This window comes from Ectopseudomonas toyotomiensis, from assembly GCF_900115695.1.
Lineage (GTDB): Bacteria > Pseudomonadota > Gammaproteobacteria > Pseudomonadales > Pseudomonadaceae > Aquipseudomonas > Aquipseudomonas toyotomiensis.
In genome coordinates this window covers 241,284-266,902 of record NZ_FOXK01000002.1, presented here as the reverse complement: position 1 = coordinate 266,902, position 25,619 = coordinate 241,284, and the positions used below count along the sequence as shown (strand labels likewise).

36 protein-coding genes and 2 other RNA genes are annotated in these 25,619 nt (G+C 63.9%); 2 read left to right on the top strand and 36 right to left on the bottom strand.

The features are described from left to right. Positions 1–4: 4 nt before the first annotated feature. The 31 genes from BM186_RS04510 to BM186_RS04355 all read right to left on the bottom strand — a co-directional run bounded on the left by BM186_RS04510 (position 5) and on the right by BM186_RS04355 (position 19,614). Positions 5–907 (bottom strand): Mu-like prophage major head subunit gpT family protein, encoded by a 903-nt coding sequence (locus BM186_RS04510; RefSeq protein ID WP_074913681.1) that lies wholly within the window; start codon positions 905–907, stop codon positions 5–7. A gap of 39 nt (positions 908–946) precedes the next feature. Continuing rightward, positions 947–1,378, bottom strand: coding sequence for a hypothetical protein (locus BM186_RS04505; RefSeq protein ID WP_074913680.1), 432 nt, complete (start codon positions 1,376–1,378; stop codon positions 947–949). A 6-nt stretch (positions 1,379–1,384) separates the two neighbouring features. After that, the gene (locus tag BM186_RS04500; RefSeq protein WP_158234275.1) at positions 1,385–2,383 is read right to left on the bottom strand and encodes a phage protease; all 999 of its coding nucleotides are present in this window, start codon (positions 2,381–2,383) and stop codon (positions 1,385–1,387) included. A 302-nt stretch (positions 2,384–2,685) separates the two neighbouring features. Next, positions 2,686–3,147 carry a phage virion morphogenesis protein gene (locus BM186_RS04495; RefSeq protein WP_074913678.1) on the bottom strand — a complete coding sequence of 154 codons (462 nt, stop codon included), beginning with the start codon at positions 3,145–3,147 and terminating at the stop codon, positions 2,686–2,688. A 91-nt stretch (positions 3,148–3,238) separates the two neighbouring features. Then, positions 3,239–4,483, bottom strand: coding sequence for a phage minor head protein (locus BM186_RS04490; protein WP_074913677.1), 1,245 nt, complete (start codon positions 4,481–4,483; stop codon positions 3,239–3,241). Continuing rightward, complete coding sequence (locus BM186_RS04485) at positions 4,476–6,068, bottom strand: DUF935 domain-containing protein (protein WP_074913676.1); 1,593 nt, start codon at positions 6,066–6,068, stop codon at positions 4,476–4,478. The genes BM186_RS04490 and BM186_RS04485 overlap by 8 nt, the downstream gene beginning before the upstream one ends. Next, positions 6,062–7,567, bottom strand: a complete 1,506-nt coding sequence (locus tag BM186_RS04480; RefSeq protein ID WP_074913675.1) for a terminase large subunit domain-containing protein — start codon at positions 7,565–7,567, stop codon at positions 6,062–6,064. The genes BM186_RS04485 and BM186_RS04480 overlap by 7 nt, the downstream gene beginning before the upstream one ends. Then, on the bottom strand, positions 7,567–8,085 hold the full coding sequence (locus BM186_RS04475) for a DUF3486 family protein (RefSeq protein ID WP_074913674.1): 519 nt from the start codon (positions 8,083–8,085) through the stop codon (positions 7,567–7,569). The genes BM186_RS04480 and BM186_RS04475 overlap by 1 nt, the downstream gene beginning before the upstream one ends. A 1-nt stretch (position 8,086) precedes the next feature. After that, positions 8,087–8,398, bottom strand: a complete 312-nt coding sequence (locus tag BM186_RS04470) for a hypothetical protein (protein ID WP_074913673.1) — start codon at positions 8,396–8,398, stop codon at positions 8,087–8,089. Beyond that, positions 8,391–8,774 carry a hypothetical protein gene (locus BM186_RS04465; protein ID WP_074913672.1) on the bottom strand — a complete coding sequence of 128 codons (384 nt, stop codon included), beginning with the start codon at positions 8,772–8,774 and terminating at the stop codon, positions 8,391–8,393. Before BM186_RS04465 ends, BM186_RS04470 begins: the two co-directional genes overlap by 8 nt. After that, positions 8,774–9,418, bottom strand: a complete 645-nt coding sequence (locus BM186_RS26565; protein ID WP_167363350.1) for a hypothetical protein — start codon at positions 9,416–9,418, stop codon at positions 8,774–8,776. Before BM186_RS26565 ends, BM186_RS04465 begins: the two co-directional genes overlap by 1 nt. After that, positions 9,415–9,918, bottom strand: a complete 504-nt coding sequence (locus tag BM186_RS04455) for a lysozyme (protein WP_074913670.1) — start codon at positions 9,916–9,918, stop codon at positions 9,415–9,417. The genes BM186_RS26565 and BM186_RS04455 overlap by 4 nt, the downstream gene beginning before the upstream one ends. Positions 9,919–10,390: 472 nt before the next feature. After that, positions 10,391–10,792 carry a Mor transcription activator family protein gene (locus BM186_RS04445; protein ID WP_074913668.1) on the bottom strand — a complete coding sequence of 134 codons (402 nt, stop codon included), beginning with the start codon at positions 10,790–10,792 and terminating at the stop codon, positions 10,391–10,393. Further along, positions 10,789–11,187, bottom strand: a complete 399-nt coding sequence (locus BM186_RS04440; protein ID WP_074913667.1) for a gp16 family protein — start codon at positions 11,185–11,187, stop codon at positions 10,789–10,791. Before BM186_RS04440 ends, BM186_RS04445 begins: the two co-directional genes overlap by 4 nt. Further along, positions 11,184–11,474 carry a hypothetical protein gene (locus BM186_RS04435; protein WP_074913666.1) on the bottom strand — a complete coding sequence of 97 codons (291 nt, stop codon included), beginning with the start codon at positions 11,472–11,474 and terminating at the stop codon, positions 11,184–11,186. Before BM186_RS04435 ends, BM186_RS04440 begins: the two co-directional genes overlap by 4 nt. Then, an RNA gene (locus BM186_RS04430) (hammerhead ribozyme type II) lies at positions 11,475–11,546 on the bottom strand. Further along, positions 11,545–12,216, bottom strand: a complete 672-nt coding sequence (locus BM186_RS04425; protein WP_074913665.1) for a DUF7168 domain-containing protein — start codon at positions 12,214–12,216, stop codon at positions 11,545–11,547. Before BM186_RS04425 ends, BM186_RS04430 begins: the two co-directional genes overlap by 2 nt. Positions 12,217–12,224: 8 nt before the next feature. Next, positions 12,225–12,296: hammerhead ribozyme type II (locus BM186_RS04420), an RNA gene on the bottom strand. Then, on the bottom strand, positions 12,295–12,591 hold the full coding sequence (locus tag BM186_RS04415; RefSeq protein WP_074913664.1) for an HU family DNA-binding protein: 297 nt from the start codon (positions 12,589–12,591) through the stop codon (positions 12,295–12,297). Before BM186_RS04415 ends, BM186_RS04420 begins: the two co-directional genes overlap by 2 nt. A 13-nt stretch (positions 12,592–12,604) precedes the next feature. After that, positions 12,605–12,853: a hypothetical protein gene (locus BM186_RS04410; protein WP_074913663.1), complete on the bottom strand. Its 249-nt coding sequence runs from the start codon at positions 12,851–12,853 to the stop codon at positions 12,605–12,607. 9 nt (positions 12,854–12,862) lie between these two features. Then, complete coding sequence (locus BM186_RS04405; protein WP_074913662.1) at positions 12,863–13,354, bottom strand: hypothetical protein; 492 nt, start codon at positions 13,352–13,354, stop codon at positions 12,863–12,865. A 1-nt stretch (position 13,355) separates the two neighbouring features. Then, on the bottom strand, positions 13,356–13,826 hold the full coding sequence (locus BM186_RS26815) for a hypothetical protein (RefSeq protein ID WP_241519870.1): 471 nt from the start codon (positions 13,824–13,826) through the stop codon (positions 13,356–13,358). A 1-nt stretch (position 13,827) separates the two neighbouring features. Further along, positions 13,828–14,022: a hypothetical protein gene (locus BM186_RS04395; protein ID WP_074913661.1), complete on the bottom strand. Its 195-nt coding sequence runs from the start codon at positions 14,020–14,022 to the stop codon at positions 13,828–13,830. Continuing rightward, entirely contained in the window at positions 14,022–14,540 is a 519-nt protein-coding gene (locus BM186_RS04390) for a host-nuclease inhibitor Gam family protein (RefSeq protein ID WP_074913660.1), read from the bottom strand. The genes BM186_RS04395 and BM186_RS04390 overlap by 1 nt, the downstream gene beginning before the upstream one ends. A 14-nt stretch (positions 14,541–14,554) precedes the next feature. Continuing rightward, entirely contained in the window at positions 14,555–14,860 is a 306-nt protein-coding gene (locus tag BM186_RS04385; RefSeq protein ID WP_074913659.1) for a hypothetical protein, read from the bottom strand. After that, positions 14,847–15,230 (bottom strand): hypothetical protein, encoded by a 384-nt coding sequence (locus tag BM186_RS04380; RefSeq protein ID WP_074913658.1) that lies wholly within the window; start codon positions 15,228–15,230, stop codon positions 14,847–14,849. The genes BM186_RS04385 and BM186_RS04380 overlap by 14 nt, the downstream gene beginning before the upstream one ends. After that, positions 15,227–16,030 (bottom strand): hypothetical protein, encoded by an 804-nt coding sequence (locus BM186_RS04375; protein ID WP_074913657.1) that lies wholly within the window; start codon positions 16,028–16,030, stop codon positions 15,227–15,229. The genes BM186_RS04380 and BM186_RS04375 overlap by 4 nt, the downstream gene beginning before the upstream one ends. Continuing rightward, positions 16,030–16,749 carry an AAA family ATPase gene (locus tag BM186_RS04370; RefSeq protein ID WP_074913656.1) on the bottom strand — a complete coding sequence of 240 codons (720 nt, stop codon included), beginning with the start codon at positions 16,747–16,749 and terminating at the stop codon, positions 16,030–16,032. The genes BM186_RS04375 and BM186_RS04370 overlap by 1 nt, the downstream gene beginning before the upstream one ends. 18 nt (positions 16,750–16,767) lie before the next feature. Beyond that, complete coding sequence (locus BM186_RS04365; RefSeq protein ID WP_074913655.1) at positions 16,768–18,831, bottom strand: DNA-binding protein; 2,064 nt, start codon at positions 18,829–18,831, stop codon at positions 16,768–16,770. Further along, the gene (locus BM186_RS04360; RefSeq protein WP_074913654.1) at positions 18,824–19,273 is read right to left on the bottom strand and encodes a hypothetical protein; all 450 of its coding nucleotides are present in this window, start codon (positions 19,271–19,273) and stop codon (positions 18,824–18,826) included. Before BM186_RS04360 ends, BM186_RS04365 begins: the two co-directional genes overlap by 8 nt. A 2-nt stretch (positions 19,274–19,275) precedes the next feature. Then, positions 19,276–19,614 (bottom strand): helix-turn-helix domain-containing protein, encoded by a 339-nt coding sequence (locus tag BM186_RS04355; protein ID WP_074913653.1) that lies wholly within the window; start codon positions 19,612–19,614, stop codon positions 19,276–19,278. 271 nt (positions 19,615–19,885) lie between these two features. On the opposite strand from BM186_RS04355, the gene BM186_RS04350 reads away from it, so the two are divergent. Next, positions 19,886–20,509 (top strand): S24 family peptidase, encoded by a 624-nt coding sequence (locus BM186_RS04350; RefSeq protein WP_279626844.1) that lies wholly within the window; start codon positions 19,886–19,888, stop codon positions 20,507–20,509. Here BM186_RS04350 and BM186_RS04345 read toward each other — a convergent pair. Further along, positions 20,506–21,138: a hypothetical protein gene (locus BM186_RS04345; protein WP_241519872.1), complete on the bottom strand. Its 633-nt coding sequence runs from the start codon at positions 21,136–21,138 to the stop codon at positions 20,506–20,508. The genes BM186_RS04350 and BM186_RS04345 overlap by 4 nt on opposite strands. Positions 21,139–21,399: 261 nt before the next feature. On the opposite strand from BM186_RS04345, the gene BM186_RS04340 reads away from it, so the two are divergent. After that, complete coding sequence (locus tag BM186_RS04340; RefSeq protein WP_021487773.1) at positions 21,400–21,795, top strand: YkgJ family cysteine cluster protein; 396 nt, start codon at positions 21,400–21,402, stop codon at positions 21,793–21,795. A gap of 43 nt (positions 21,796–21,838) precedes the next feature. Here the strand turns inward: BM186_RS04340 and BM186_RS04335 are convergent, their stop codons facing one another. The 4 genes from BM186_RS04335 to choX all read right to left on the bottom strand — a co-directional run bounded on the left by BM186_RS04335 (position 21,839) and on the right by choX (position 25,400). After that, positions 21,839–22,321 carry a thioesterase family protein gene (locus tag BM186_RS04335; RefSeq protein WP_074913651.1) on the bottom strand — a complete coding sequence of 161 codons (483 nt, stop codon included), beginning with the start codon at positions 22,319–22,321 and terminating at the stop codon, positions 21,839–21,841. 62 nt (positions 22,322–22,383) lie between these two features. Further along, a complete protein-coding gene (locus BM186_RS04330; RefSeq protein ID WP_074913650.1) occupies positions 22,384–23,349 on the bottom strand; it encodes an L-carnitine dehydrogenase in 966 nt (321 codons plus the stop codon). Between the two features lie 134 nt (positions 23,350–23,483). After that, the gene (locus BM186_RS04325; RefSeq protein ID WP_072423394.1) at positions 23,484–24,368 is read right to left on the bottom strand and encodes a 3-dehydrocarnitine:acetyl-CoA trimethylamine transferase CdhC; all 885 of its coding nucleotides are present in this window, start codon (positions 24,366–24,368) and stop codon (positions 23,484–23,486) included. A 99-nt stretch (positions 24,369–24,467) separates the two neighbouring features. After that, the gene (choX, locus tag BM186_RS04320) at positions 24,468–25,400 is read right to left on the bottom strand and encodes a choline ABC transporter substrate-binding protein (protein ID WP_072423395.1); all 933 of its coding nucleotides are present in this window, start codon (positions 25,398–25,400) and stop codon (positions 24,468–24,470) included. Between the last annotated feature and the right edge of the window lie 219 nt (positions 25,401–25,619).

The window sequence follows — 25,619 nt, the reverse complement described above, 5'->3', positions numbered from 1 at the left end:
CTTATCAGGCTGCGCTGGGCAGCCAGGGATTGAGGATCAGCTTCGAGGTGCCGGCCCATTCGTTGGTCGCGCCATTCGCCGCCTGGGCGTTGTTAAGCACGCGCAGTGCCGCACCTTCGTGACCGTTCGGCACCATGGTGTGGCTGTGACGCAGTGCCAGCGGGCGGCCGTGATCGCCTTTCAGCTCCTGCAGGCGGGCACGCGCGGCGGCGTAGGTCTCGGCGTTGAACGGCTCCTTCGAGCGCACGATCAGTTGCCACAGGCCAGGGCCGGCACTGACACGGGCGTCTACGCCGAACTTGAACTTGTCGGTGTTGAAAACCGAGTCACTGTTCAGGTCGGTCAGGGCACGGAAGTGATAGTCGCGGCGCTTCTGGAACACCACCGGCTTGATCACACGGGTCAGATCCATGACGTACCAGGCTGCACCTGCACCGCCCATGTCGTTGCTGACCTGGACTTCTTTGCCTTTGTCGTTGATCACAACATGGTTACCGAACAGCGCGGCACCGTCGTAGCACTTCGGGTTGTTGATCAGCGTCTCGACGGCCAGCTCGTTCGGGTGCTCGCGGCTGGAGCGACCGAACTCCTGGAACACCGGGGCATAAAGGCCGTAGGTGTCGTCGTCGATGGCATCGCGGCTGATGCCTTCGGTCAGCTCGAACTTGCGGTTCTTGATGCTGAACTCGCCACCTTCCAGGCAATGCACCACGCGGTCGCCGATCCATTCACGCAGACGCGGCAGGCTCTTCAGGAAGGGGTAAACCTCGACAGCGGTAGTCGATGGCACAGTGGTGCAGAACTGCTCGAAGAGCGCGCCATCAGTGCCCAAGGAGCCAAAGCCACGCTGAAAGGCCGTGTTGTAGGCACGGAACAGCGCCTGCAGGTTGGCGGAAGTAAGATCCATTGATATGTCCTCTACGAATTAGGGGCTATGCGGCTGCCGTTACAGCAGCACGCCGCTGGTGGGGTCGATCAGTACCCACACACCCACGTCGTCGACCGCGTCGACGATGCCGGCGATGGAGCGAGTGCCCGTGCCATCGGTCTTGGCCACGGTCTGGTTGTCGACGATGAAGCAGGCCTTGCCGATGTCGGCGGCGGTGATCTCGTCAGCGCCTGCGCTGTTCTCCAGGCGGGCGAAGCCGCGCAGTACTTCGGCAGTTTGCTCACCATCTGCGCCCGCGCTGTTGTCCACCCGGGCCTCGAAGATGCCCACAGCGACCAGACCCAGGCCGGTAACGCCCGGTTGCACCAGGCCATCGGCATCTACCACGGCAATGGTTCCAGCCAGGCACAGGGCAAGTGCAGCGACCGGATAACCACGGCGATGCCCGGAAACGCTCGGGGTGTTGCGGTTTTGAGTTGCGGCAACCATGTGGGCTTACTCCTTCGGGTTGGCTTTGCGGTATTCATCCGGGCTGATGCCCATGGACTTGCACACCGCCAGTTCGGATTCGTTCAGGTCGCCGTCTTTACCGGCTTCCTCGTCCGGCTTCTTCCCGCCGGTTTGGCTGCCACGCAGGGCGGCAATCGGTTGGGCGCCGGCCAGGTATGCCTTGCAAGCGGCCAGGCCTTGCGGCTTGAGCCAGTCGGCGGTGGCTTGGCCAGGGATACGGCCGTCTTGCAGGCCTTCGTCCAGCAGCTTGTCCAGCTCGGACTCGCCATGGCTGGCGCGCAGGGCGGCCAGTTGCTGGCCTTGTTCCTGGAACACGGCCAAGGGGACGTACTGGTTCATGTCCGGCTTGGCCGCGCCGGCCTTGGCTGCTGCCACAGCCTTCTCGGCGTCATCTTTGGCAGCTGCAACTGCTTGGTCTGCACCTTCGGCCTTGGTTTTCAGGGCGTTGATAGCTGTGGTGATCTGCTCGTCGGTGGCGTCGGCGGCGAGGCCCAGGAGCTTGATCAGTTCTTCACGATCCACGGTGTCTTCCTCATGGGTGGGGTCATAGGCGCCACTGCCCATGCGGGCTGCAGCAAGTGCTGGAATCGGGGTGTCAATGGCGGGGTTGTTGACCAGGCCGACGTGAATCAGGTCGAGCACGGTGCCGGTCTTGGGGTCGTAGGGGAAAACGGGAGATAGGTAGCGGTACTCGTCCGCGTCGATGGCAGCTTTGGCGGCAGCAGTCCATTTGATGCGGCCATAGAGACCGTCTTCGCGCCATTCCAGGGAGGCGTGATCGATCCAGCCGGATGCAGGTGCTGGCTTGCCGTTTTCTTCAGCCAGCAGGGTCTGGTGCTCGTAGTCGACGACGAGGTCGGTGCTGCGGGCTGCAGCGCGCTCAATGATCGGCTTGGCGGCTGCAGCGTCGAGGAACCAGGGGCCACTACCGGCCAAAGCGCCGCGCGGGGCGTTGAAGGTGCCGGCCGGAATCAGGCGCGTCATGCCACCCTCGGCCGCCACTTGAAGGGCCAGAGAACATGCTGCGATGGGGAATGTGCGTTTCGTTTTCATGCCCCCATATTCGGGGGGCGCGGCGCGAGGCCGGGATTCAAGCGTTTGACTATTGGTTGGCCTGGCGGCCGGAGGGGGGGGAACCTGGCCGAGATTACCAGATCCGGGAATGGGCGGGTGAGCCTGCCCATGTGCGCGCGTCTATACGCGAATTTAACGCGGGTTTAACGCGTTCTTTCCCTTCTACGCGGGCGACGGTAGCCCCTGAGTCGATAAAGGCGCTGTAAGGGCCGCTACGGGCCGCCGCCCTCTAGAGGCTCTGCCAGGTGTTCCTGCAGGATCTCCAGGGCCATGGCTTCGTCCTCGCTAGACATGCCCAAAAACTCACGCTTCGGGATGTTACCCCACAGATGCGGGTAAGCGGCCTTCAGTCCGCCGAACTGCTGCATGCCGGCATAGACCAGGCTGCTACCCCACTCCAGGGTGGTGGCTGTCGCCCGGTAGTGGATCTCGTTGGCCAGGCGCCGGCTTTCACCGATCAGCGGGTCATTCTTGCCTTTGCGCTCTTCGGTCACCGATGAGTTGTCTTCCCACCTGGTGCCATCCGGCGCCGTCTTGGTCGCAAAGCGGCGCTTGGTCGATTCGATGAAGTACTCGCCCATGTCCTGCAGCGCGGGGCGCACGTCCTGGGCGTGCTTCATCAGGCCGTTCAGCGCATCCAGGACGCGCTGGTTATCTACCCTGGTCTGGATCATCGGCTATACTCCTGACTCGGTTTCGCGCATCGCGCCGTCGTGGCCATACCACGAATCGCCCAGGGCGTTAGGGCATGGGGTGCGAGACCGATCATTTCCCCTCCCGGATGTAGAACGTCTGCAGCACCAGCATCCGGCGTCCCTTGCGCACCTCAAAAACGCCAACGTAAGTCACCCCGTCCACGGTCAACTCCCGCCGTACCAGGGGCGAACTGGTGGTGCGTGACAGCCCGGCATCGATCAGCGGCCCGCCCTCATTGAGCAGCCTGGGCAGCATGGCGTAGTCCTCGGCCGACACCGCACGCTGCCCTCGGGCGCGCTCTGACTTCGCATTGCCGTGGTTCTTCTCGACGTGGCGCACGGCCGAGACGTCCAGGGCATAGTCGTAGCCGTCGACGGCCAGATCCTTGACCTGGCGAACCTGGGCCACGTCTGCAGCAGGCAACAGCCCCAAGGTGCGGTAGGCCGGGATCTGGCTCGGGCTCTCGCCACGCAGCACGCGAGCGGCATAGCGCCTGGCGTCGTCAGCCACGCTGGGCAGCGCCCGGTAGCTGCGTGCCAGCTGATCTCGCACGCGGTCGGGTACGCCTGCCATGTAGGCCTTGGCCACCTCATAGGGCCAGGCCCGCGACTTCTCGGCCATCTGCGTGACGGTCTGCGCCACGCGGGCGCCAGGTTGGTAGTCCCAGCCTTCGTCGATGCCAGGCGCTTCGTCGGCGTCCCAGCCTTCAATCGGGGTTTTGTCCGGATCGCCACCTAAGCGACGTGCTCCAGCTGCTGTACGTGCGCCCACCACATAGCATTGGCATCCCCAGCCGTTCGGCGGGTAGTAGCGCTTCCAGAACGCGTGGCCGGCCGGCAAGGTCAGGCCATTGAGTTTCTGGTGCTCGGGTCGTGGGTTGCGCACCGAGTCGTTGTGCCGATAGACCCAGTATTTGAAGCCGCCGTCCTGGAGCTGTGCCAAACGTCCCGCCGAATAGCTGGTCATGGCGTTGGTCTGGTAGATGGTTCTGGTGCGCCAGCGCTCGCCGGCTCGGGTGCCTTCGCCCGTCCAGCCGTGCCAGCCGTTGCGTTGGACGATATCGCGGAAGTCTTTGCGGAACTCGCCCAGGCCACGCCCCTCAGTGATCGCCCGGTCGACCGCCACAGCCAGATCCGACAGCAAGTCAGCCTTGGCCGCGCCGGCCACCATAAAGCCGGTGTCATGGGCGTCACGCTTGATATCGTCCCACCGGGCCGTGGGCACCAGGTTGCCCAGCTTGTTGCGGTAGAACGCCACCTGCTCGGCGAATGGGCGCCCCAGGACGTTGTGCAGCGTGGGTTGGCCGTCAGCCATTGCCGGGCTCCGACACGTCCTCGATGTCGCTGCGGCCGGCCAGCTCGGCAACAGACAGGCCGTCACCGATCAGCGCGGCCAGCTTGTCCTCGTCCAGCTCAGTCTGCGCGGCCAGCAGCATCTCGCGAAACTCTTCGATGCTCTTGGCCGCAGCCAGCATGGCCTCGATACGCTCCAGCCAGGTCGCTATCGCCGGGTCGCCTTCACGGGCCATACGGGCGGCAATAGCGTCTGCAGGCGTGGCCGGGCGTTGGCCCTGGCGCAGCACGGCCAGGTGCGCGCCCGGCTGCTGGCGCAGCATGGCGGTCATTGGCTGTTGCGGGCGGGGCTGCAGCACTGGGGCGCCATCCTTGGCCTTGGGAATGCCGCTCTTCTCATGCAGCCAGTCGACCTCGATCTTGGCGCCCATGTCGACGAACACGGGCAGCGTGTTGGCCAGCACCTGGAAGTCTTCAGTTTCGCCCATGTCCAGGACGAAACGCGGCGCCCGGTTGGCGTCGGTGATGCCAAAGTTCAGTGCCGCCATGGGCCACAGGATCGAGCGGCGCACCGTGCTGTTGTACTGGCGTACGTCCGAACGGATCAGCGCGGCCTGGCCGCGTTCGTGGACATTGCCCAGGGCGTTGGTGTTCGTCCCTTCGCCCGTGCCGCTGGTCAGCGTGCCGCCCAGGATGACCCTGGACTTGCTGCGCTCGCACCAGTTCATCATGGCCAGGTAAAGGTCGGCGCTGCCTTGGGCCGCTTCCAGGAACTCGATGGCCATCCCTTCGGGGATGATCCCGGCGGCGTCTTTGCCCATGGCTACCACCGCACGGAGCAGCGTCGCTTTCTCTTTCGCGGTGGCGTTCTTCGGGTACTTACCCAGGCGAGCCGGCATACCATAGATGTCCAGAAGCTGCGCCAGGTCGCCCAGGGCGTAGTTCTGGAACAGGTACGGCCAGGCCAGCATGCGGTGCAGGCCTGCGCGCGCCACATAGCCCGGCCGGGCACGGTGACGGTGCGCTACCCAGCCCAACGGCCACAACTCGGCCCCGGTCGGGCTCATATCGCGCAGGGTGATGTGGTTCTGGTCATCGGGGTGCAGGCGGAACCAACGATGCGGCCGCAGCGTGGGCTGCTCGATATAGCGGGTGGTACCGTCACGCCCCCAGGTCAATTCCAGGTTGGCGAAGCCATGGCCCAGGCCGGTACCGAGATCGAGCACCAGGTCTTCGACCTCCATGGCTGTCAGCACTTCGATAGCGTGGTCGGTGGCCTTCTTCTCCTGGGCCGAGGCGTTGTCTGGCGGCACGACCTGCCATTCCAGCTCGGCAGCGAGCTGGCGGCGCTTGAGCATGTCCGCCCCGATCTGCGGGTCTTTCTCCTCCATATCCTCGAACAGGTCGCATTGCGCCATCAGGTCGCCTTGCTCGGCGCCCTCCAGGATCTGGTAGAGCCGCGCAGGCGTCAGGCCCTTGGTCGGGTGCTCGGCAAACTCCCTCTTGATCGAGCGAGTAGTGGCTTCATCATCGGTTTGCTTTTCGTCTAGGGCGCTCGTATCACCCAATAGCCGTTTGATAAACGCGGGAACGCCTACCTTTACCATGCGCCTGCTCCAAAACCTTCGTTGTTGTCGTCGTCATCGTCCGAGTCGAGCTGGCCCGACTGGGTAACGGAAAAGAATTCGATCACCGTCGTCTCCATCATCGAGGCGTAATAGGCCATTACCAGGGCAATGGCCGCGTCACCGTGACGGTTCTTACTGCTGCCTGTCTTGCCTTCCGGCAAGCGCGGAATACCCTTGATGACCTCGATGGCGCGCAGGTCGTCGCCCACCTCGCGGTCCCGCGGGATACTCAACACCCCATCCTCCAGCGCCGCCTTGAACTTGGGCATGGCATCCAGGTACCAGGCTTGGCTGATCATTACCGCCTCGATCAAGCCAGCGCCGTAGCGCTCCACCGCCTGCTCGCCCAGGTACTGCCCATTGCCACGGGCATCCAGGGCGCCGCCCTGCAGGCGAGGCAAACGATCCACGATGTAGAACAGCACCTGTTCCTGCTGTTTGAAGGGCACGTTGCGCAGCTCGACCAGGAACGGCACCACACGTTGCAGCAGCTGGGTAATGGCCATCGGCGCAATGACGGTAAGGTCACCCGAGCGGCCAAAGTCCTCGCCGAAACAATGCGGATCATTGGGATTGAGCCGTTCCAGGTGCGGTCTCAACTCGCGCTCGCACCAGTCCCGGATCTCTGCCGCGCGCAGGTGCTCCGGCATGGCGTTGAACTCGGCCGAGCCCTCGAAACGCAGCACCGAGGCGTCGATCATTCGCGCCTCGATCAGGGCGCGGGACAGGTAGGCCCCACCGCCCGACTTGGGCACGCAGTAGTACTCCTCCAGGGCGTCCTCACGGGTCGCGGTGTCGGCGAGCAGGTTGGCCTTCCACTTATCCTCGGCTTCCTGGCTCCACGGCTTGCCTCGAACCTGGCAGATGCGCTGATACAGACCCTGCTCGCAGGCATCGTCCAGGGTTATGCGGTGCACGCTGTAGCGCTTCTTGCCGGCCCGGCTGTCCTGGATCAGCTCGTTGAACAGGTTCTCGGCGCCGTTGTGCGTCGAGATCAAGCGCACCCTGGCGCCCCACATGGTCAAGGCCAACGCGGCCTTGAGCACCTCGGCGAGCTGCTCGTGGAACGCCGCCTCATCTATGGTCACGTTGCCCTGACGACCGCGCAGGTTGGACGGCCTGGAGCTGAGCGCCTGGATCTTGAAGCCGCTGGCAAAGTGGATGTTGAAGGTCAGGATGTCCTTATCCTCGTCGACCAGGACCTCCTCCTGAATGGCGCTGGCAGCCTTGTCGAACGCCTTGGCCCACATGGCACAGGCGTCGATGAACTCGATGGCCATCTCTTTGTTGGAGCCGACATAGAAGTGGTTGGTACCGCCAGCGGCCTTGGCTGCGCTCGCTGACAGTACGGCGTCGGCAGCTTCCGCCCAGGTGATCCCTGTTCGCCGGCTCTTCTCGGCGATCTTCAGCTCTGCCTGATCCTCGATCCATACACGCTGATACGGCAGTAGCACCGACTTTGGCACTGGGGCGTTCATCAGGCGATCCCCAGAATGTCGCGCTTGATTGCGTCAATGGCCTCTTTGCTCATGCCCTGGCTGGTCATGGCGCCTTCGGCTACGTTGGCCGCTTCCTGAAGGGCGGCACGGCGCGCCTCGGCCTCGGCGGCGTACTTCTTCTGGGTCACCGAGGCTTTGATGATCTCGGCCACGGTCTTGCCAACCTTGCTGATATCGAGTGGCCCCTTACCATCGGCCAGCAGCGTGAACAGTCGTTCTTGGGTCAGGCGCAACAGTGCTTCGTTGACCGCGCCGTCATCATCAGGCGCAACGGCGACCACGGCTTTCGCCTGCTCGCTAGCCATCTTCAAGGCCGCCAGGCGCTCCTCGAAGCTCTGGCCGTAGCTGTGGAGTGCCGACTTGCCAATGCTGTAGCCGCGCCCGGCCAGCTCGGCCGAGAGCAGCTCGTAACCGGAAAAGTTGTTCTCGACCAGGGCTTGATCGAGCCAGGCCTTAACCCTCGGCGGCAGTTGCGCCACCTTACTGCGCGGCGGCATGTCAGGCGCTCCAGTACTTTTCCGGGCGGGCGATACCGGGACGGCAGTCCACGGTGTACTCGGCGATATCGACGCCGTAGTGGGTCAGACCGCAGATCCATTGGCCATTTGGCTGCTTGTTGAGTGTGACCAGGCTACGGTCGGCCAGGTAATCCAGTTCGCGGCGCAGCTCCAGTGGGGTGGCATCGGGATAGATACCCTGGATGGTGGACAGCACCACGGCCTCGTGCGGATCTACCGGCCGGGAGGTGTTGAGGGTCAGCAGCAGGTACCAGCGCAGCGACTCGCGGCGCGCCTTTGCGGGGTCAATCATTGCGGGCTCCTTTGAGCATGATGTTCTCGATCTTCAAGGCAACGCCGTCGAGCTTGGCTTCCAGGACGGCTTGCCCGCGCACCCAGTCTTCGCGGCGCACGTACTCAAGCGGCAGCTCGGCCTGGAAACGCAGAAATGAACGTTCCAGCTCCAATAGCGCCTGGGCGTCCTTATCCTGGCGCTGCAGCACCTTGGCAAAGTTCTCGTCCCAATGACGGCTGGCTGCCTTGCGGGCCGCTTCCTGGGCCGCGAAACGCTCGCCCAGGCGTTTCTCGAAGTTGTGCAGCAGCAGCTTCACCAGGCCGCCCACTACGGTGGTGAACATGCCTAGCAGCCCGATGGCCCATCCGATCAGCTCGGAAAGTGGCAGCGACATCAGTGTTTCTCCTGTACGGCGTCGATCAGAGCGTCCAGCTGCGCGGCAGTGTTCTTGCACTGCTCTGCGTAGCGGACGTGATGGGCCAGGAGAGTGTTCTGGCTGATGCCTGAGTCGAGCTGGTCAGCGGCTCGGGCTTGGGCGACTTGCGCAGCAGCTCGCTCGGGATCTGTGGCGGCGGGCAAAGCGGTTGGGGTTCGGGCTCCGGTGGCTTCGTCCCACACGCGGACAAAGCCAGCAGTGAACACGCAAGCAGGCAAAGGCTCAGGCTCAGCGTCGAGCGCTTTCCGGTATAGGTCGTTGACACGGGCAATCTCCCCAGAGAGGTAGTCAGTGGTTTTGCGATGTTGGCGTTGCTGGGTGGCCAGGTCGGCGGCCAGCTTGTCGTTGCGCGCCTGGGCGTCCTGCAGGCGTTTTGCGGCATCTTTGGCACTCGCTTCGGCTGCGCGGGCGCGGGCCAGCTCCTGTTCCTGGTGCTCGGTTTTCAGCTTCATCAGGGCAAGGTCGCCCTTGGTGGTTGCGGCGCGGTGACCAGCGTCATAGGCGGAACGCTCCAGCATTCCGACCAGCAGGTAGATCGCGGCGGCAAGGGCCACAGGGATGGCGAACGGGAGCGCTGCGCGCAGGAAACTGAGCCACTTCATTGCAAGCCCGCCTCGCATAGTTCCCGCTCGGCCGCGCGGCGGCGCTCCAGCCCTCGGAACTTGCGGCCGCCAGCGTTCACCCAGTAGCTGAGCTGCGCGCATGCAGGCTCAATGCGGCCGGCCTGCAGGTGCAGCAGCATGGTCGAGTGGCGGCCACTCTTGAGCCAGACAAAGCCGTCCTTAACGCCTGGCTTGCCGGGGCCGGTGTTGTAGATCATCGACAGAAACGCCGCGATGCTCTTGGTATCCATGGCGGCAATGACCTTGGCGGGCACCCAGCGCTCGAACGTCCTCGCGGCTTCCTCCAGTGCCAGCCGGGTTTTCTCGTCGCACTCGGCGTTAGTCGCAACGTCGCCAAGGCGTACCCCATACGTCCAGCCGTCGCAGATGGTCGGGATGCCCACGGGGTCCAGGTATGCCAGCAGGTTGCGCCCCTCGAAGTAGGAAACAACTGGCGTGGCAATGAGGATGGCGGCGGCGACCCGAGTCTTGATGCTCATACGCCCCCCTTACCGACTGCATTGCGCAGCTTCGCGATGGCCGCATTGCCGATCTCTGGGGCGGACTTCCTCACGCGCCGGGGCTTGGGGGTGGCATCGCGGCGCTGTGCTGCGGGTGGCTTCTCGCGCGCTTGCTCGGCCCGGCCGGCCATGTGCTGGCGGTACGCGCTGACTTTCGCGAAGGCGCTACGGACGTGCTCTTCGACCTGGCTACGCCACTCGGCCGGACAACGCCCCATCAACAACTGGCGGCGGTCAAGCGATGGCTCAGCGAGGATCGCGGCGGCGTAGTCGCGGGGGGACGTTGGGCGACTGGCGGACACTGTTCTGGCTCCAAGGGATAGGAGACCGAACAGTAAGGCGCGGCAATCGCCGCCAGGGATTCAAGCCTTTGAATGTAAAAACCCGCCAGGGCGGCGGGTTTCAGGGCAACATTCAACGGGTGTTATAGGCATCTTGTAAAGCCCTTGGTTCAGAACAGCGACGGCTGGATACGCTGGCGGTGCAGCTCACGCTGCTCGGCGATGATCGAGTAGACCTGGGAAACGGTCAGGTCGAACTCGTTGGCCAGGTCGTCGATGTTGTTGCCCTTGTACTTGACCCAGATCTGCCGCGCCCGCAAAGCGCGCTCCAGGACATCGCCCTTGGGCATATAGAGCTGACGCCCGCCGGCATAGCGCGACAGTGCCCGGACAGTGATGAACGCTCGGTTCTGCGCCAACTCCGGCGCGTCACCCGCGCGCAGGTGGCCGGCCTCGATAACGCTGACCAGGTCGGCCAGAGTCTTGGGCCACTTCGAGCGGATCTCAGGCGACAGCATGTGTTCCAGGGCGTCTTCGGGCACGTCGTCACCGAACAGGTCGTTATTGCTCATGCAGGTCTCCCGTGGCGCTCGGCATCTTTTGCCAGCGCGGTGATGATTCCGCCCAGTTGCTTGCTGTCGCACCACTCCAGGCGCTCGACCTTGTACATGCGGGCGGCCAGGCTATCGGCGTACTCCCACGGCCGGCCGGCTTCGGCCAGTTGCGCCTCGATCTTGCCGACCAACTTGGCGCGCTCGGCCGATGGCTTCGGTTTGTCTCGGCCTTTGGAACCAGTGGCCTTGAAGCCAAGACGCTCCATCTCGACCAGAATGCGGCCGATTTGGCGCGGCGTCAGGCCTTTGGACGACTCAACGCCGACAGTGCGCTTGAGCACTGCGCGATAGGTTTCATCGTCCAGGCCGAGCTGGCGGCGGGCGATCTGAATTTTCGTCTTTCCCGTACTCATACAAGGTTCCTCGGGTCGAGTGCCACGCGCAGGGCGGCAGGGTCGCGGCGGGCAATGTTGGCCACGTAGCGGATGGCCAGGGTCAAACCTTCCTCGACCTGCTCGAAGTCACCAGCAGCGCGGATGCACTCCATGTCGTCGCGGGTGCCTGTGTAGGTCTCCCACTTGAATTTTTGGGCGCCAACGGCGGCGCGATGCTTGGCATCACGCTCGCGCTTGCGGCGCTGCCGAGCCGTATCCTGGGCGCGGACTTTCGCGGTTCTGGGCTTCTTCTTTCTCGTGCTCATGTGTGGCTGCTCATCAGTACCGGGCTACCACGCCCGGCAGACCTTCGCCCCTGGCGGGGCTAGGTTTCGCTTAGGTCAGGGCCAGTTGTTCGGTGCCACGCACACCGTGCTGCAGTTGCACACCATTGGCTGCCCGGATGCCCGCTGCAGCATCGCTAATAGCCCGCTGACTCAGAACCTTGGTGCTGCTGTTGCGGTCGATGGGCTTGCCGGTGATCAACTCGGGGTGGTGCTTGAGCATGTAAGCCTCGGTCGCAGCTGATGGCGCGGCGTCTGCGAACTGCAGCACCTCTTTGCGCACAGCCCACACCCAGCCGTCGCAGAACTGGTCGGCCCGCTTGGTCTTGTTGGCCGGCTTGCACCGCTTCAGATCATTGCCGATGTACTCGCGGCGGGCCTGGCGCACTTTGCGCAGCAGCACGGTCATGGTGTAACCAGCCACCTCGGCCATCTCACCAATGAACCGCCAATCACCCAGGCCTGCCATGAACACCAGGCGGCAGGCATAGGCCTTGGCGATGATCTGCGCCAGGTTGGCTTCCCATTGCGCAGGGTTCATCTTCGAACCGCTGCGGGCGCTGTGCTCCTCGATCTCGTACAGATCCAAGTCGCTCTGCTCTAGCTGGTACTTCTCCATCATCGCGCGGGCCTGTCGCATCGCTGCGGCCGCTTCGTTGGGGTTGCTGCTATTGGCCAAGGCCAGGCACTTCTTGACCTTATCCAGGGCTTTCTTGCGATCCATGTTCTCTCCAGTGGCTGCTCGTCAGTACCAGGCCACCACGCCTGGCAGACCGCCCCAGCAAAGCCGGGGCGGTTTCGCTTAGCGGTTGATTGCCTCGTCCATGGCTTTGTTGAGGCTCAGCTTGACCACCGTCTTTGCCGGGATCTCGATGGCCTGGCCAGTACCCGGATTGCGGCCGGTGCGTGCGGCGCGCTTGCTGGCCTTCAACTTGCCAATGCCCGGAAGCGGCACGTCACCACCGGCTTTGAGGGTGCGAGCAGTAACGATGGACAGGCGATTGAGCACGGCATCGACTTGCGTCTTGCTGACCGTGGTGCCGGAGACACCCAGTTCGTGGGTGATGGTGTCGATCAGGTCTTTCTGAGTCAGGCTCATGGTGTTTCCTCGCTTAGTGCAGGGTTGGTTTGGGTTCGTTGGATTGGGCCTGGCCAGCAGCCTCGCGCTTGGCCGAGCACTTCGGGCAGGGGCAGTTGCCACGTTTCGCGGCAGCGCGGGCGGCACCGACGACAACCTCGGGCACCAAACGCATGAGGGCGTGGGCAACAAAACCCGCAGTGGTCTCGACGTTGGTGTCGCCCCCGAGGGCGACACCAATGGCACCGTTTTCGTCTTTGATGGTGATGGTCAGTTCGGCCATGGGGGTCTCCTAGCGTTGGCGTTTGAATTTGATGTTGAAGTCGCGCGCCACCTGACGCGCTTGCTTTTCGTTGATACCGATTGTCCGCGCGGCGATGCCCGGTGATGCGCCCAGCGCCGCCTGAACCATCAGGCGGGCGGCAATGGACAGCTCGCGAAGCTCCTGGACAACGTCGGTACGTTTCGGCGCGGCCGGTTTCGGCTCGACAGCAGGCGCCTCGGCCTTCACCTCCGGCTTGGCCGGGACGGTGATCGGCTTCACGACAGGCTTGGCGCGCAGCGTTTCGTCCTCCGGGCGCACGAACAGGTGCGCATAGACCGGCGTCTTGGTCGGGTTGATAACGAAGGTCGGACTGGTGGCCTGCATCTGGTGGCCTACCTGCTCGATCTGCCCCCCTTTGGCCAGGAACGCCTCGGTAGCTGCTGCAATGCGCTGGCGCTCCTGTTCATGTGCTGCAGTGGCGGACAGCGGGTCTTCGCTAGGGTCGTGATAGCGCTGCATCTCACGCCCCCATGGCCCGGAAGCCGGGGCCGTTGCGTTCGCCAAGCCACTGGATATAGCGGGCCAGGGCTGCCAAGCCTTCGCGCTCGTTTGCTGCCTCGGGCACACCGGGTACCAGCAAGCGCTCGTTGTCTTTCGCGTGGCGGGCGGTGGTCTCGATAACCTCGCGCACCTTCGACTCTTCGCCCCGTGCGATACCGATTGCCCCGTCCGGCACGCTCGGACCGAACTGGATCAGGCCACCGGCCCAGCAGTAAGCAATGATGTTGGTGCTGCTGCGCTTGGGCTCAGGCTCCAGGTACTCGATGCCGTCGGTGGGGTGATACGGGTTGCTGTGTTTCTCGCCGTCCAGCTTGATTAGGAGGTGAGCGTTGCTTGTGCCGGTGATCGTGCCCGACTTGCCGTAGGCATTGACGCGGCCACCTTTCTTGGCCGGAACGCCGTAGTAGTTGCGGATGTGCTCCAGGCTCATGTCATGCCTCCTGGCCAGAGCGCAGCCGCTCCAGCAGCTCGGCCAGCCGCTCGGCCTGCGGACCAGTTACCAGCGCCAGTAGAAAGTCGCGGCCGTTATTCAGTTCCAGGTGCTCGAAGTCCAGGGCGTCGACGTCGAGCAGCTCGACGGCATCAGCCACGGCCTTGACCTGGGCGAGTTCAGTAAGAAGCCCCATCACTGCACCCCCTGCTCGAACGGCACGATGGCGAAGTCTTCGATATCACGGTTGATGGTCACGCCCGGCAGGGCCTCGACTGCATCCGGTTCGTTGAGGATGGCTTCCTTGTTCACCTCTTCCTTGGTGCGAATGAAGCGCTCCAGGCCCTTGACCTTGAGCAGCTCAAGCACGCTTTCGGCGCCACGCACGGTCACGCTCGGCGGGCGGCAGCGCCACTGCACTTCGCCGGTCACCAGGTTGGCAAACTTGACCTTGTTGTTATCGGTCAGCTCGGCGCGGTGGGCCTCACACCAGCCCTGCACACCGCTTTGCAGAGCGGTGAGGCGCTTCTTCAAGTCATCAACCGGCCCGGCAAAGCGCTCGGTGACCTCGCCGATTTCGTCATTCATTTCGGTTTCAAGCCGGGTGATTTCGCGCTGCACGTCGCCGATGGCTTTGATGTCGCTTACCACCTGGTCGCGGGTCTGCGGGATGTTCTGAGCCGCAGCGGCTTTCAGTCGTTTTTTCGGTGCCATGTTTGGGGCCTCTCTCAGTGAATGGTTTGAAAATCGCGGTAGCTGATGGGTTTGCGCCATTCGAGGGTTACGCCCTCGAACAGCACGGTGATGCGGTCGCTGCCCGCCGAGGCGTGGCGCTGGTAGCCCTCGGTCAGGCGCTCACGCACAAGGCGCTCGCCGTCCTCTGGGCTGATCTGCAGGCAGTTCTCGGTCGGTTTGATTTGCAGCAATCGCACGCCCTTGGCCTGCAGGTGGCGGGCGGCTGCGTTGAAGTCGCGCAGGCTGGTGGCCAGCGCAGTGGTCAGGACTCTCAGCGGGCGTTGCTCAGTGGCTGCCATGGCGTGGCTCCTCTGCTGCACAGTTGGGGTTGTTGGGGCAGTGCTGGCAGGCGCGCCAGTGCTGCATGGCCATCGGGTTATGGGTGGGGGCTTTGCGTTCGCGGTAGGTTTGGCACTGCTCGGCGGTGATCACTTCGCCCAGGGCCACGCACTCGATGCGGCCCAGGACGTCCATCACCTTGCGGGCCACGCCCTCTGTGGAGCACGGGTAGCGGTTGACCAGCACCAGGCTTACGGCGGTGCGGCTGACACCGACACGCTCGCCGGCCGACTTGCGGTTGCTCTGCTCGACCTCGCGGGCCAGCAGGCTGACCCACAGCGGCGGCTGTTCGCCCCAGGCGGACAGGTCTACTCGGGCAGCCTGGTTCATGCGCCCACCTCCAGTAACAGCTTGTTCAGGCGTGCGAGCGCTTCGACACCCTCGGCCCGTTCGCGGTCATCGGGGTGGAACTGGGCAACGGCGCTGCCGGCCAGCGCCTTGACTGGGCGGATGGCTTCGCGCAACTCGGCCAGTTGCTTGTCGAGGTTGGCCTTTTCCAGGCGCAGCCCGGCCAGCTCGGACGCATCAGGTTGCGCGCCCTTGGCCCACACCACCTTGTCCAGGTTCGGGTCATAGACCTGCTCATAACTGGAGCGCTGATAGATGGGGTGCAGCGGGCCGCTGTAGCGCGCAGGCAGCAGGCGGTAGCTGGCCGGGATGCCAGGCGTACCACCCGAGCGCACCGTATAGCCGGCCTGGGCCAGCCCCTGCAGGTAGATGCGCGCGCCGTTCTCACTGATAGGCGCGCCACCGGCTGCAGCCTGGCTGGCCGCTTCGGCGGCGGTCAGCTCGCCCAGGATGCGCAGCGCGCGCCAGATGCACTCGACGGCCTCAAGCGGTAGCCGCTCGCCTTTCTTGTTCACGCGCGGCGCCTCTGCGCCTTCGTCTTTCAGGAGAGACCAGGTGCCGTCGCGGCCTTTCACGGCCAGCTTTGCGACGATGCCGGCCTTGGCCAGGCTCAGCAGGTAGCTGCGCGCGGCTTCGTCTTCTTCCTCAGAACGGCGGGCGACGGTGTAAGTGGTGAACTCGGCGCCATCGCGGCCCAGTTCGCGGATGGCTTCCCACATGCGCTGGCGCGGCAGTTTGCCCCCGGTCATGGCCAGGTGAATCGGCTTCTTACCGGAGCGCATTACTTATCCCCCGCGCGCGGCGCTTCGCCGGTAAACCAGTCAGACGTCCAGGTGTCCAGGCTTACCTCGTTCAGACCCTTGGCGGTGCACTCACTGCTGACGCGGTAGAGATTGACCGCAGCGCGGCGCAGGCAGCCCTTCACTTGCTTGACCAGGTCGGACAGCAAGTCGTCTGCGATCTGCAGGCTTGGATAGCTGGCGGTAGCCAACCGCTTCACGTCTGCCAGGGTGGCGGCTTGTGCCGGCACCCACTCCAGCACGCGGTTATGCAAGCGCTCCAGCTTGGCCATGCTGGCCGGTACGCCTTTCTCGCCGATCAGGATGATGGTGCCCTGGCTGGCGTTGTAGATATCGGTCAGCACGTTAGCGGCTGCCTTCTCCAGCAGGTACTGCACGTCATCAACGATCAGCGGGCGACCGCTGCGGCTGAGCTGCTCGGCCACCTGGTCGACCATCTCGCTCAGGGTGCGTGCCGGGGTGACAGACATCTCGCGCAGGATGGCGAGCAGGAATGCCTTCTTCGTCCAGGTGTCGCGGCACTCGACGTAGTAGGCACGATGCTGGTTGGCCGAGCAGGCAGCGGCCACGGACTTGCCCAGTCCGCTCGGGCCGTACATCACCACCAGGCCTGGCAGGCCAATCGGTCGTTGCATGGCGCGCTCGATGGCGCCGGCCAGCAGGCCGACATTGGTCAACGGGATGATTTTGGAAACGCTCATAGGTGGTTCTCCCCCAGGTCAGGCAGTGGCCTCAGCGGCCGCGAAGTGGTCGTACATGCGTTGAATGGCTTTGAAGCCAGGGTTGTTCGGATAGATGGCGTGCCAGTTGGCCTCGGCCTCGCTGAGCGCTTCGCCGCGCTGGCGACGGGTCTCCAGCTCCTGCCACAGGTCGTAGCGGGTCATGTCGTTGTCGGGCACGGTGAAGGCAGAGGCCTGGATGGCTTGGTGTTCCACAACTTGCTCGGCGTACTCCAGGGCCGTCTGCTGTTGTTCCAGGAGCAAGTTGCTGCTGGGCGCGATGGGCTGCGGCACCAGCTCCAGGCGCTGGCCCGTGCTGCGCTCGATCTTCTCGATGCCTCGCTTCACTTGGCCTTGGGCCAGCTTCTCGCGCGCCTTCTGGATGCGGTTGAGCGGCTGGTAGTCGTCGGCATTGCCGTCGATCAGCGCCTCGCCGATCAGCTCGCCGGCCAGGGTGCGAACCCAGATGCGGCTGGCGTCATGCACGTCGTAGGCAATGCGCACGTCTTCGCCGTGCATGTGGCGCAGCTCGTCCAAGAAGTAGCGGTTGCCGTCCCAGTTGATTTCGCCGCGCAGGGTGCGGCGCACTACCTGCGGGCGCATGAGGTCGCACACCAGCTCGGCCGGCGCCAGGATGGGTTCCCAGCCGGTAGCGCGTGCTGCTTCCCAGGCCTCGTTCGGGCTCATGTGGCGCATGCGCCCGGTCTGCGGGTCGCGGATCTTCTCAAGGCCACGGTGCGGCCGGTTGTTGTAGTCCTCGATCTCGACCGAGGCCACGTCCATGAACTCGCTCAGGGTTGGGATCAGGCGGGTAACACCGTGGTCGCGCAGCTGCTGGCGGCTGATGCGGTGCACCTTGGTACCGGCGTGCTTGTCCATGTCGGCGCCGATGTAGCTGACCAGCTTCTTGGCGGTCGCCACCCAGATGGTCTGGTGGGCGCGCTCGATCAAACCACGGGCCTGGCTGTTGTAGGGCAGCGCATGCACCATCTCGCCACCCAGGCGGTCGACCACTTCGCGCACGGCGTCATTGGCGAAGCCGCTGCCGTTGTCCACGTAGAACAGGGCAAACATGCCGCCGCGCTCGATGGCATCGCGCAGCGAGTGCATGACGTCGATGCTGTTCTCCGACTCGCCTACGGAAACGCCCAGGACTCGGCGGGTCCTCACGTCCATGGTGGTGGTGATCTCCGGCCGGAACGGTTTGCCGGTACGCGGGTTGATCACCTCCGAGTCGAACTTGTGGCCATCCGCTGTGTACACGTCGCCGGGCAGCAGGTTCTTGGTAGTGCGACGACGGAAGGGCTTGAAGGCTTTAAGCTCTTGCGGGCTGTAGCGGCCACGCTCGCGGGCCTCCGGGCTCAGCTTGTCCAGGAAGCGGCGCACCTGGTGGATGCTCGGACGCTCGCCCAGGTACTTCGCAGCAAACTCGGCATAGGCACGCTCGACCGCTGGCTTGGTCGGCCGCTGGTAGCAGCGCAGGAAGTCAGGCGCCCAGTCCGGTACGCCGGTATCTACCTTGCGGCGTGCCGGGGCCAGGCCGACTTCGCCTTGCTTGCGGTAGTCCGCCAGCCACCTTTTAAGGGTGCGCTCGCTCAGGGTGCGGTCAGCCGTCTTGCGGTCGTTGGCACGCTCGACGCGGGCAGCCAGATAGGGGCTGAGCTGGCCGTCACGCGCCAGGCCAATCAAGGTCATGATGGCCCGCTGCTGGCTGACCACCTGGCTCATGCGCTCGATTTCACGCACGAATGCCAGGCGCGCCGTCATCACGCTGCGTTGATCATCGGTAAGGCGTGACGCTGAAATATCGTCACGCAACGCAATTTCGTGCGCCTGGATGGGCGCGACTTCGGCCTGCGGTTCGGCGTCGCCGACAAGGCGTGCAAGCAGAGCGGCCTGGGTTTCGGCGGGCAGCATGGCGAAGTTGTATTCCTGGCCACCGCCCCGTCCCAAGCGTAGCTGCGCCTCCCATCCCTCGCGCTTGGCGCGAAGATTGACGCCTTGCACGGTACTCGGCATGCCTGGCTGCCCAGCTAGCTCTCCGGCGGCGAACCACTTACGCATGGTCGCCACCAAGCAGACGTTTGAGTTCACGAGCCTGACGGGCCGATTCGTCGCGGGTACGCTCCAGGCGCCCCAGATCGGCCAGCAGCGCGTCACGCCCATAGGCCACACGGCCACCTCGCAGGCTTACCAGCCAGTCGGTCAGCAGATGGCTGGCGCACACTTCTTCAAGCAGCGCTGCCCTATAGAAAGGAAGGTTGTGGTCGGTGCGGGCCGGGCTGGCCCAGGCGTCGAGCATGTGCTTTGTCACGTCATCACCGGACAAGCGCGACATGCAGGTGGCGATCTCGTAGCGGTCAACGACGGCGCCCTTGAGCATCTCGCCGACAATCTCACTCACCTGCACCGAATAGTTGCCCTGGCCTGGGATGGCCAGAACTGGCTGGGGAATCTCGAACAAATCGAAGGTGCGGGTATCCCGCAATGTTTTTACGCGACTCATGTCTAGTTATCCGTCCCTGTTTTACGGTGCCCAAGGTCACAAGCTGCGTTATGCTTTTGCATACGCGCGGACATAGCCTCCGGGCGCTTGGGGCGCTGACGATTGGGTTTGCCACTGGCATCCCAGCGCTCAGGCCACAGCGCCTCGACGGCGATGCCTAGTGCTTTAGCGATAACGCGCTCCATGCGTGGGTAGGGCGTGCGCTTCACGTTCTTCAGGGCAGGCCCTGTTACGTGTTGCTCACGCGCCAGTTTCGCCAGCGACGTGCCTTTGGCCCGTAGCTGGAACTTGATCCACTCCCAGCGCAGTGCTGGGTCAGATGGGATTTCCGCTGTGTTCATGTCGTGATCCAAAGACCGCCTGGCAGGGTGGTCATGTGGTGATGTTTAACGTGCCTTACGACATAAACATAGCGCTATAGAACATGAAAGTAAACGCTTTCAGGTTAGACATTTGTTCCTTTAGGGTTTGATCTCACTCCCTAAAGGGTTAATGCCTTATAAATCAATAGGTTGCGCTAAGTTGAAACTTGAAACTGACGAAGCTACACGGCTTTCAAGTTCGGATTCCGAAGCTGAAAGCGCAGATGCCTTCCTGCAGCGCCTGCAGAGGTTGGTGCAGATCGCGGGTAGTGCTAACGCTTTAGCGAAGAGGTCTGGAATATCCCAGAGCGGGATTCAGCGGTATCTCAAGGGAGGCGAGCCCACCCGGAAAATGCTCATTACTCTGGCCGAGTGCACTGGCGTAAGCCTGGTCTGGTTGATGACAGGCAAAGGGGATGAGGTTGAAAGGCACGAGCCTCTGGCCGGAGACGATGATGCGTATGCCTATGTCCCGCTGTACGACGCCCGCTGCAGCGCAGGCAGCGGCGCCTGGAACGAACGTAGCCGTGTCCTGGTAAACCTGTCGTTCACGCGCTATAGCTTGCGTAAGAAAGGCCTGACGCCCTCAGACCTGGCCTGCCTGCGCGTAGACGGCGACTCGATGCTTGGCCTGCTCGATGACGGCGATACCGTCATGATCGACCTGAGCCGCAACGCGCTTGAGGGTGAGGGTGTCTATGTGGTGATGCTCGATGACCACCTCTATGCCAAGCGCCTGCAGCGCCAGTTCGATGGCTCCGTGCTGATCATCAGCCATAACAAGGAGTATCAGCCAATGACCGTCCCCAAGGATCGGCTGAGCGAGCTGCATATCATCGGCCGCGTGGTATGGGCCGGGGGCTGGATGGTCTAAGGCTGCGATGCCAAAGCACTCGCGAAATCGGGCCACCACCCCAAAAATCGGCCCGTTTCTGCTTCGCGCCGCTTTGGCACAATCAGCCCGCCCACACCCCGCGCCATCCGGGCTCTTCCGGCTTTCCCCGGCATCTTCCGGCCACTCCCTCCCTGTGCCATACCTCTAACCCCCTCACATTGTGGCACCGGTTGAGGTTGATGGGCGACCTGAGCGGCCAATGCCGCAGGCTCTTCGACAGGCTGGGGTGTTTCGATCTCAGGCAGCGGATCAAGTGTCCAGTCCAGCTCGGGCTCGGGCTGCTCGGCGATAACCGGATCGGGCAAGGGGTCGGGTGCCGCATCAACGACAGGTTCAGCAGGCACTGGAACCGGGCCCGGTTCCGGCTCACTGCGCTCGCCCTGTTCCACCTTTACCAAGCGTTCATGCATCGCGCGAGTACCGCGCTCAAAGCGTTCGGCGAAATCCTTGAGCTGCGCAGTCAGTTGCGCATTACGCGTCTCCAGCCCTTGCAGACGCAGCGCCTGGCCCAGGCTGAGGCCGATCAGACCGCCAAGAAGCGCACCCGTGACCGATTCGCTGGCGCCCACGCCGAGCACCAGACCGACCAGCATGAAAATCCATTGCATGCGTTATGTCCCAACCCTGAGAAAGAAGTCGCCTCACGTTCCTGCTGGCCGCCCGAGACGAGCCACAGTATAGGAGCCGCGCCGACCCACACCCAGAGAGACGACTGCCAAGCCGTTCACAGGCACAACGCAAAGCGATCAGCCGCCAGCCGGTGCTTCACAAATGCCGCGCGCCCGCTATCATCGCCGCCCCGTGACCGTAGGGCGGACTCGGGAGCGAAGCGAACAGTCCGCCGCACAAGACAGGCCTACCCGAGCATCATGATAAAACCCCGCCTGATAGCCGCCGCAGAGATCGACCGCCTGGAAACCTGGGCCAAATACACGGCAGACATGTGCCACAGCTGCATGTCCACCTGCTGCACCATGCCGGTTGAGGTGCGCCTGAACGATCTGATCCGCCTGGAGCTGGTGGACGAGTTCGAGCGCAGCGAGCCACCGAAGAACATCGCCAAGCGCCTGCAGAAGGACGGCATCGTCGAGCGCTTCAACCAGAAGTCGGGCATCTTCACCCTGATCCGCATGTCCAACAACGACTGCCTGTTCCTCGATCGCAAGACGCGCCTGTGCACCGTCTACGACAAGCGCCCGGACACCTGCCGTCATCACCCCAAGGTCGGCCCGCGGCCGGGGTATTGCGCTTACAAGCCTAAGTAGGACTGGTCACGCAGGCACTGGCCCCTGGTGCGCACAGCGCACCCTACGAAGCCCGACGCAGGCCGATTACACGCCCGACACAGGTTGGCCGCTGCAGGTTCTGCTGTTCGGCATCCAGGTGCGCCACCCGCTCGGCCACCTGCTCGTCGAATGGCGCCGCGCGGCCGGCGGCACTGTCGATATTCATCAGCATCTGTTCGCTTTCCGCGAGACTGGCGTCTTCGCCCGGCCGATAAAGACCATGGTGAATATGCAGGCGCTTGGCGTCGTGCGCCAAAAGCTGCGTGCGCACTTCCACCCGCTCGCCGTCCTTCACTTCTGCCAGGAAGTTGAGGTGGCATTCCAGGGTGTAAAGCGTGTGGCCGGTGCGAGCACGACCGGCTTCGTCCAGGCCCAACATGTCCATTAGCGCGTCGGTGGCATGACTGAAGATCAGCAGGTAGAAGGCGTCACGCAGATGGCCGTTGTAGTCGACCCAATCGGGGGAGATGGTGGTTTGGTAGCTGGTAAGCGGCTTGGCGGACATGACACGACTCCAGAAGTGGCCCCGGGGCGTAGGGTGCGCCATGCGCACCGGGAATGACTCGGTTACTCGGCGAACTCGAAGCCATGCTTGGCCTTGGTCTGGCGAATCGCCTCCAGCACCGCCAGCAGGCAATCATCGCGATAGCGTTCGAGGGCATCCAGGCTGCGTTCGCCCTGCTGCTCGGCGGTGCCCTCGACCACCGCATCGATCAGCCCCTCGGTCAGCTCCGGCGCCTGCAGATAGGTCCAAGGTAGCTTCAGCGCCGGGCCGAACTGGGCCATGAAGTGGCGCATGCCGGCCGGGCCGCCGGCCAGGGTATAGGTCAGGAAGCTGCCCATGAACGACCAGCGCAGACCGGCACCGAAGCGGATCGCATCGTCGATCTCGCCGGTGGTTGCCACGCCGTCGTTGACCAGGTGCAGTGCCTCACGCCACAGCGCCTCGAGCAGGCGGTCGGCGATAAAGCCAGGCACCTCCTTGCGCACATGCAGCGGGCGCATGCCCAGCGACTGATAGACCTCGATGGCGGCCTGCACCGCCTCCGGGGCGGTCTTCACACCGCCCACCACCTCCACCAGCGGCAGCAGATAGACCGGATTGAACGGGTGGCCCACCAGGCAGCGCTCGGGATGCGTAGCGCCCTCGTAGAACTCACTGGGCAGCAGGCCCGAGGTGCTGGAGCCGATCAGCACGTTTGACCGCGCTGCGGCGCTGATCTTCGCGTGCAGCTCGCACTTGAGTTCGAGGCGCTCGGGCGCGCTTTCCTGGATGAAATCGGCATCCCGTACGCAGTCCTCGATGGTGCTGACGAAGCGCAGGCGATCCAGCGAGGCGCCGGGGGCCAGTCCCTGTTTTTCCAGCGCCGGCCAGGCATTGGCCAGGCGCGTGCGCAGCGCGGCCTCGGCGCCAGGCGCCGGGTCCCAGGCGATCACGTCGAGGCCGTGGGCCAGGGCGCGGGCGATCCAGCCGGCGCCGATGACGCCGGTGCCAAGGGCGGCGAAGGTCTTGATATCGGTGATGAAGGTCATGCTGAACTCCGGTAGCCCGGATGCAATCCGGGGATTGGCGAAGGGAATGCCCGGATTGCATCCGGGCTACGGGGGGTGCCCACAGGCACTCTCCCCCGCCCCCTCTCCCATAAATGGGAGAGGGGAGAAAATCGTTAACGGCGCTTGAGCTTCATCTTCTCGCGACCTTCGGCCGGGGTCAGGGCGCGGCCGCCGAGGCGTTCGATGATCTCGATGGCGCGCTCGACCAACTGGCCGTTGCTGGCGTGCACGCCGCGATCCAGCCAGATGTTGTCCTCCAGACCGACCCGCACGTTGCCGCCGAGCAGCATGGCCTGAGCGACCATGGGCATCTGCATGCGGCCGATGCCGAAGCCGGCCCAGGTGATGCCCGCCGGCAGGTTGTCGGCCATGGCCTTCATGGTCGTTGTGTCGGCCGGCGCGCCCCAGGGGATGCCCAGGCACAGCTGGATCAACGGGTCTTCCAGCAAGCCCTCCTTGAGCAGCTGCTTGGCGAACCACAGGTGGCCGGTGTCGAAGATTTCCAGCTCGGCCTTCACCCCCAGCTCGGTGATGCGTTTGGCGCCGGCACGCAGCTGCGCCGGAGTGGAGACATAGATGAAATCGCCGTCGCCGAAATTCAGGGTGCCGCAGTCCAGGGTGCAGATTTCTGGCAGCAGTTCCTCGACATGCGCCAGGCGCTCCAGCGGGCCGACCAGGTCGGTGCCGGCGCCGAATTCCAGCGGCTGCTCGCCGTGACCGATTTCCAGGTCGCCGCCCATGCCGGCGGTGAGGTTGATGATCACGTCGGTGTCGCTCTCGCGGATGCGCTCGACCACCTCGCGGTACAGCGCCACGTTGCGGCTCGGCTTGCCGGTTTGCGGATCGCGCACATGGCAGTGGGCGACGGTGGCGCCGGCCTTGGCCGCCTCGATGGCGGCGGCAGCGATCTCCTTGGGCGTGACCGGGATCGCCGGGTGCTTGCCGACGGTGTCGCCAGCGCCGGTCACCGCGCAGGTGACGATAACCTCGTAATTCATTTTCGACTGTCCTTTCCAGAGGCGAACGAGTGCCGACGGCAGAGCCGCAGGCGTTGTGCAAAGAGGGAAATTGGCGCCGAATAAACCGGCGCCGTGCTATCAGTTGCCGGCGACCAGCGCGGCGTTGGCGGGCTTGCCGTCCAGCGTGGTGACGCCCTCGAGCCAGGCCTCGACCACCTGCGGATTGGCCTTGATCCAGTCACGCGCCACCTGCGCTGGCGCCTTGCGATCCATGATCGGCTGCATCAGCTCGGCCTCCTGCTCGCTGGTAAAGCGCAGGCTGGTGAGCAGACGGTTGGCGTTGGGGCAACGCTCGGCGTAGTCCGGCGCGGTGACGGTGGACACCGTGGCGGCTCCATCGTTGGGGCCGAACACGTCGTCAGTGCCGGTCAGGTAGGTGACCTGCATCGACAGATTCATCGGATGCGGTTTCCAGCCGAAGAACACCACGGGTTTCTCGTTGCGTACGGCGCGGCCAACGGCAGCGAGCATACCTGCTTCACTCGACTCCACCAGTTTGAAGCCACCCAGACCGAACTGATTGGAGTCGATCATTTTCTGGATCGCCGTATTGGCGCCCGAACCGGCTTCGATGCCATAGATCTTGCCGTCCAGCTCGTCCTTGAATTTGGCGATGTCGGCCAGGGTCTTCAGGCCCTTGTCGGCGGTGTAGCTGGGCACGGCGAGCACGGCCACGGCGTCATCCAGCGACGGCTCGGCCGCGACCTTGACCGCGCCAGCGTCGAGGAAGGGTTTGATGTTGTCGTCCATGATCGGCTTCCAGTAGCCGAGGAAGGCATCGATCTGCCCTTTCTGGATACCGGCGAAGATGATCTGTTGCGACGCCTGGGTCTGCTTGGTTTCGTAGCCGAGGCCCTGCAGCAGCTCGCTGGCGACGGCGGTGGTGGCGACCACGTCGGTCCAGCCGACGGCGCCGATGCGAACGTTCTTGCAACTGGCGTCGTCGGCCAGCAGGGAGGTACTGAACAGGCTCAGGGTGCAGCACGCGGCCAGCGCGGTAAGACCTTTCATCTGGGTGCTCCTCATCGTGTCACAGCGGTTCTATTTCGTTTTTCTAGAGGCCTGCCAGCGGGCAGAACCCCCACCGTGCTCGGGAATCTTCGTTTCCCGATGAAAACACCTTACGCTTCGATTTCACGCCTCATTCACACTTGAGCGACTATTTATTGACCTATATCGACTTTCTGCTTGTATGAGAGCCATGCTGGCCCATTAATCTTTCCGGGCTAT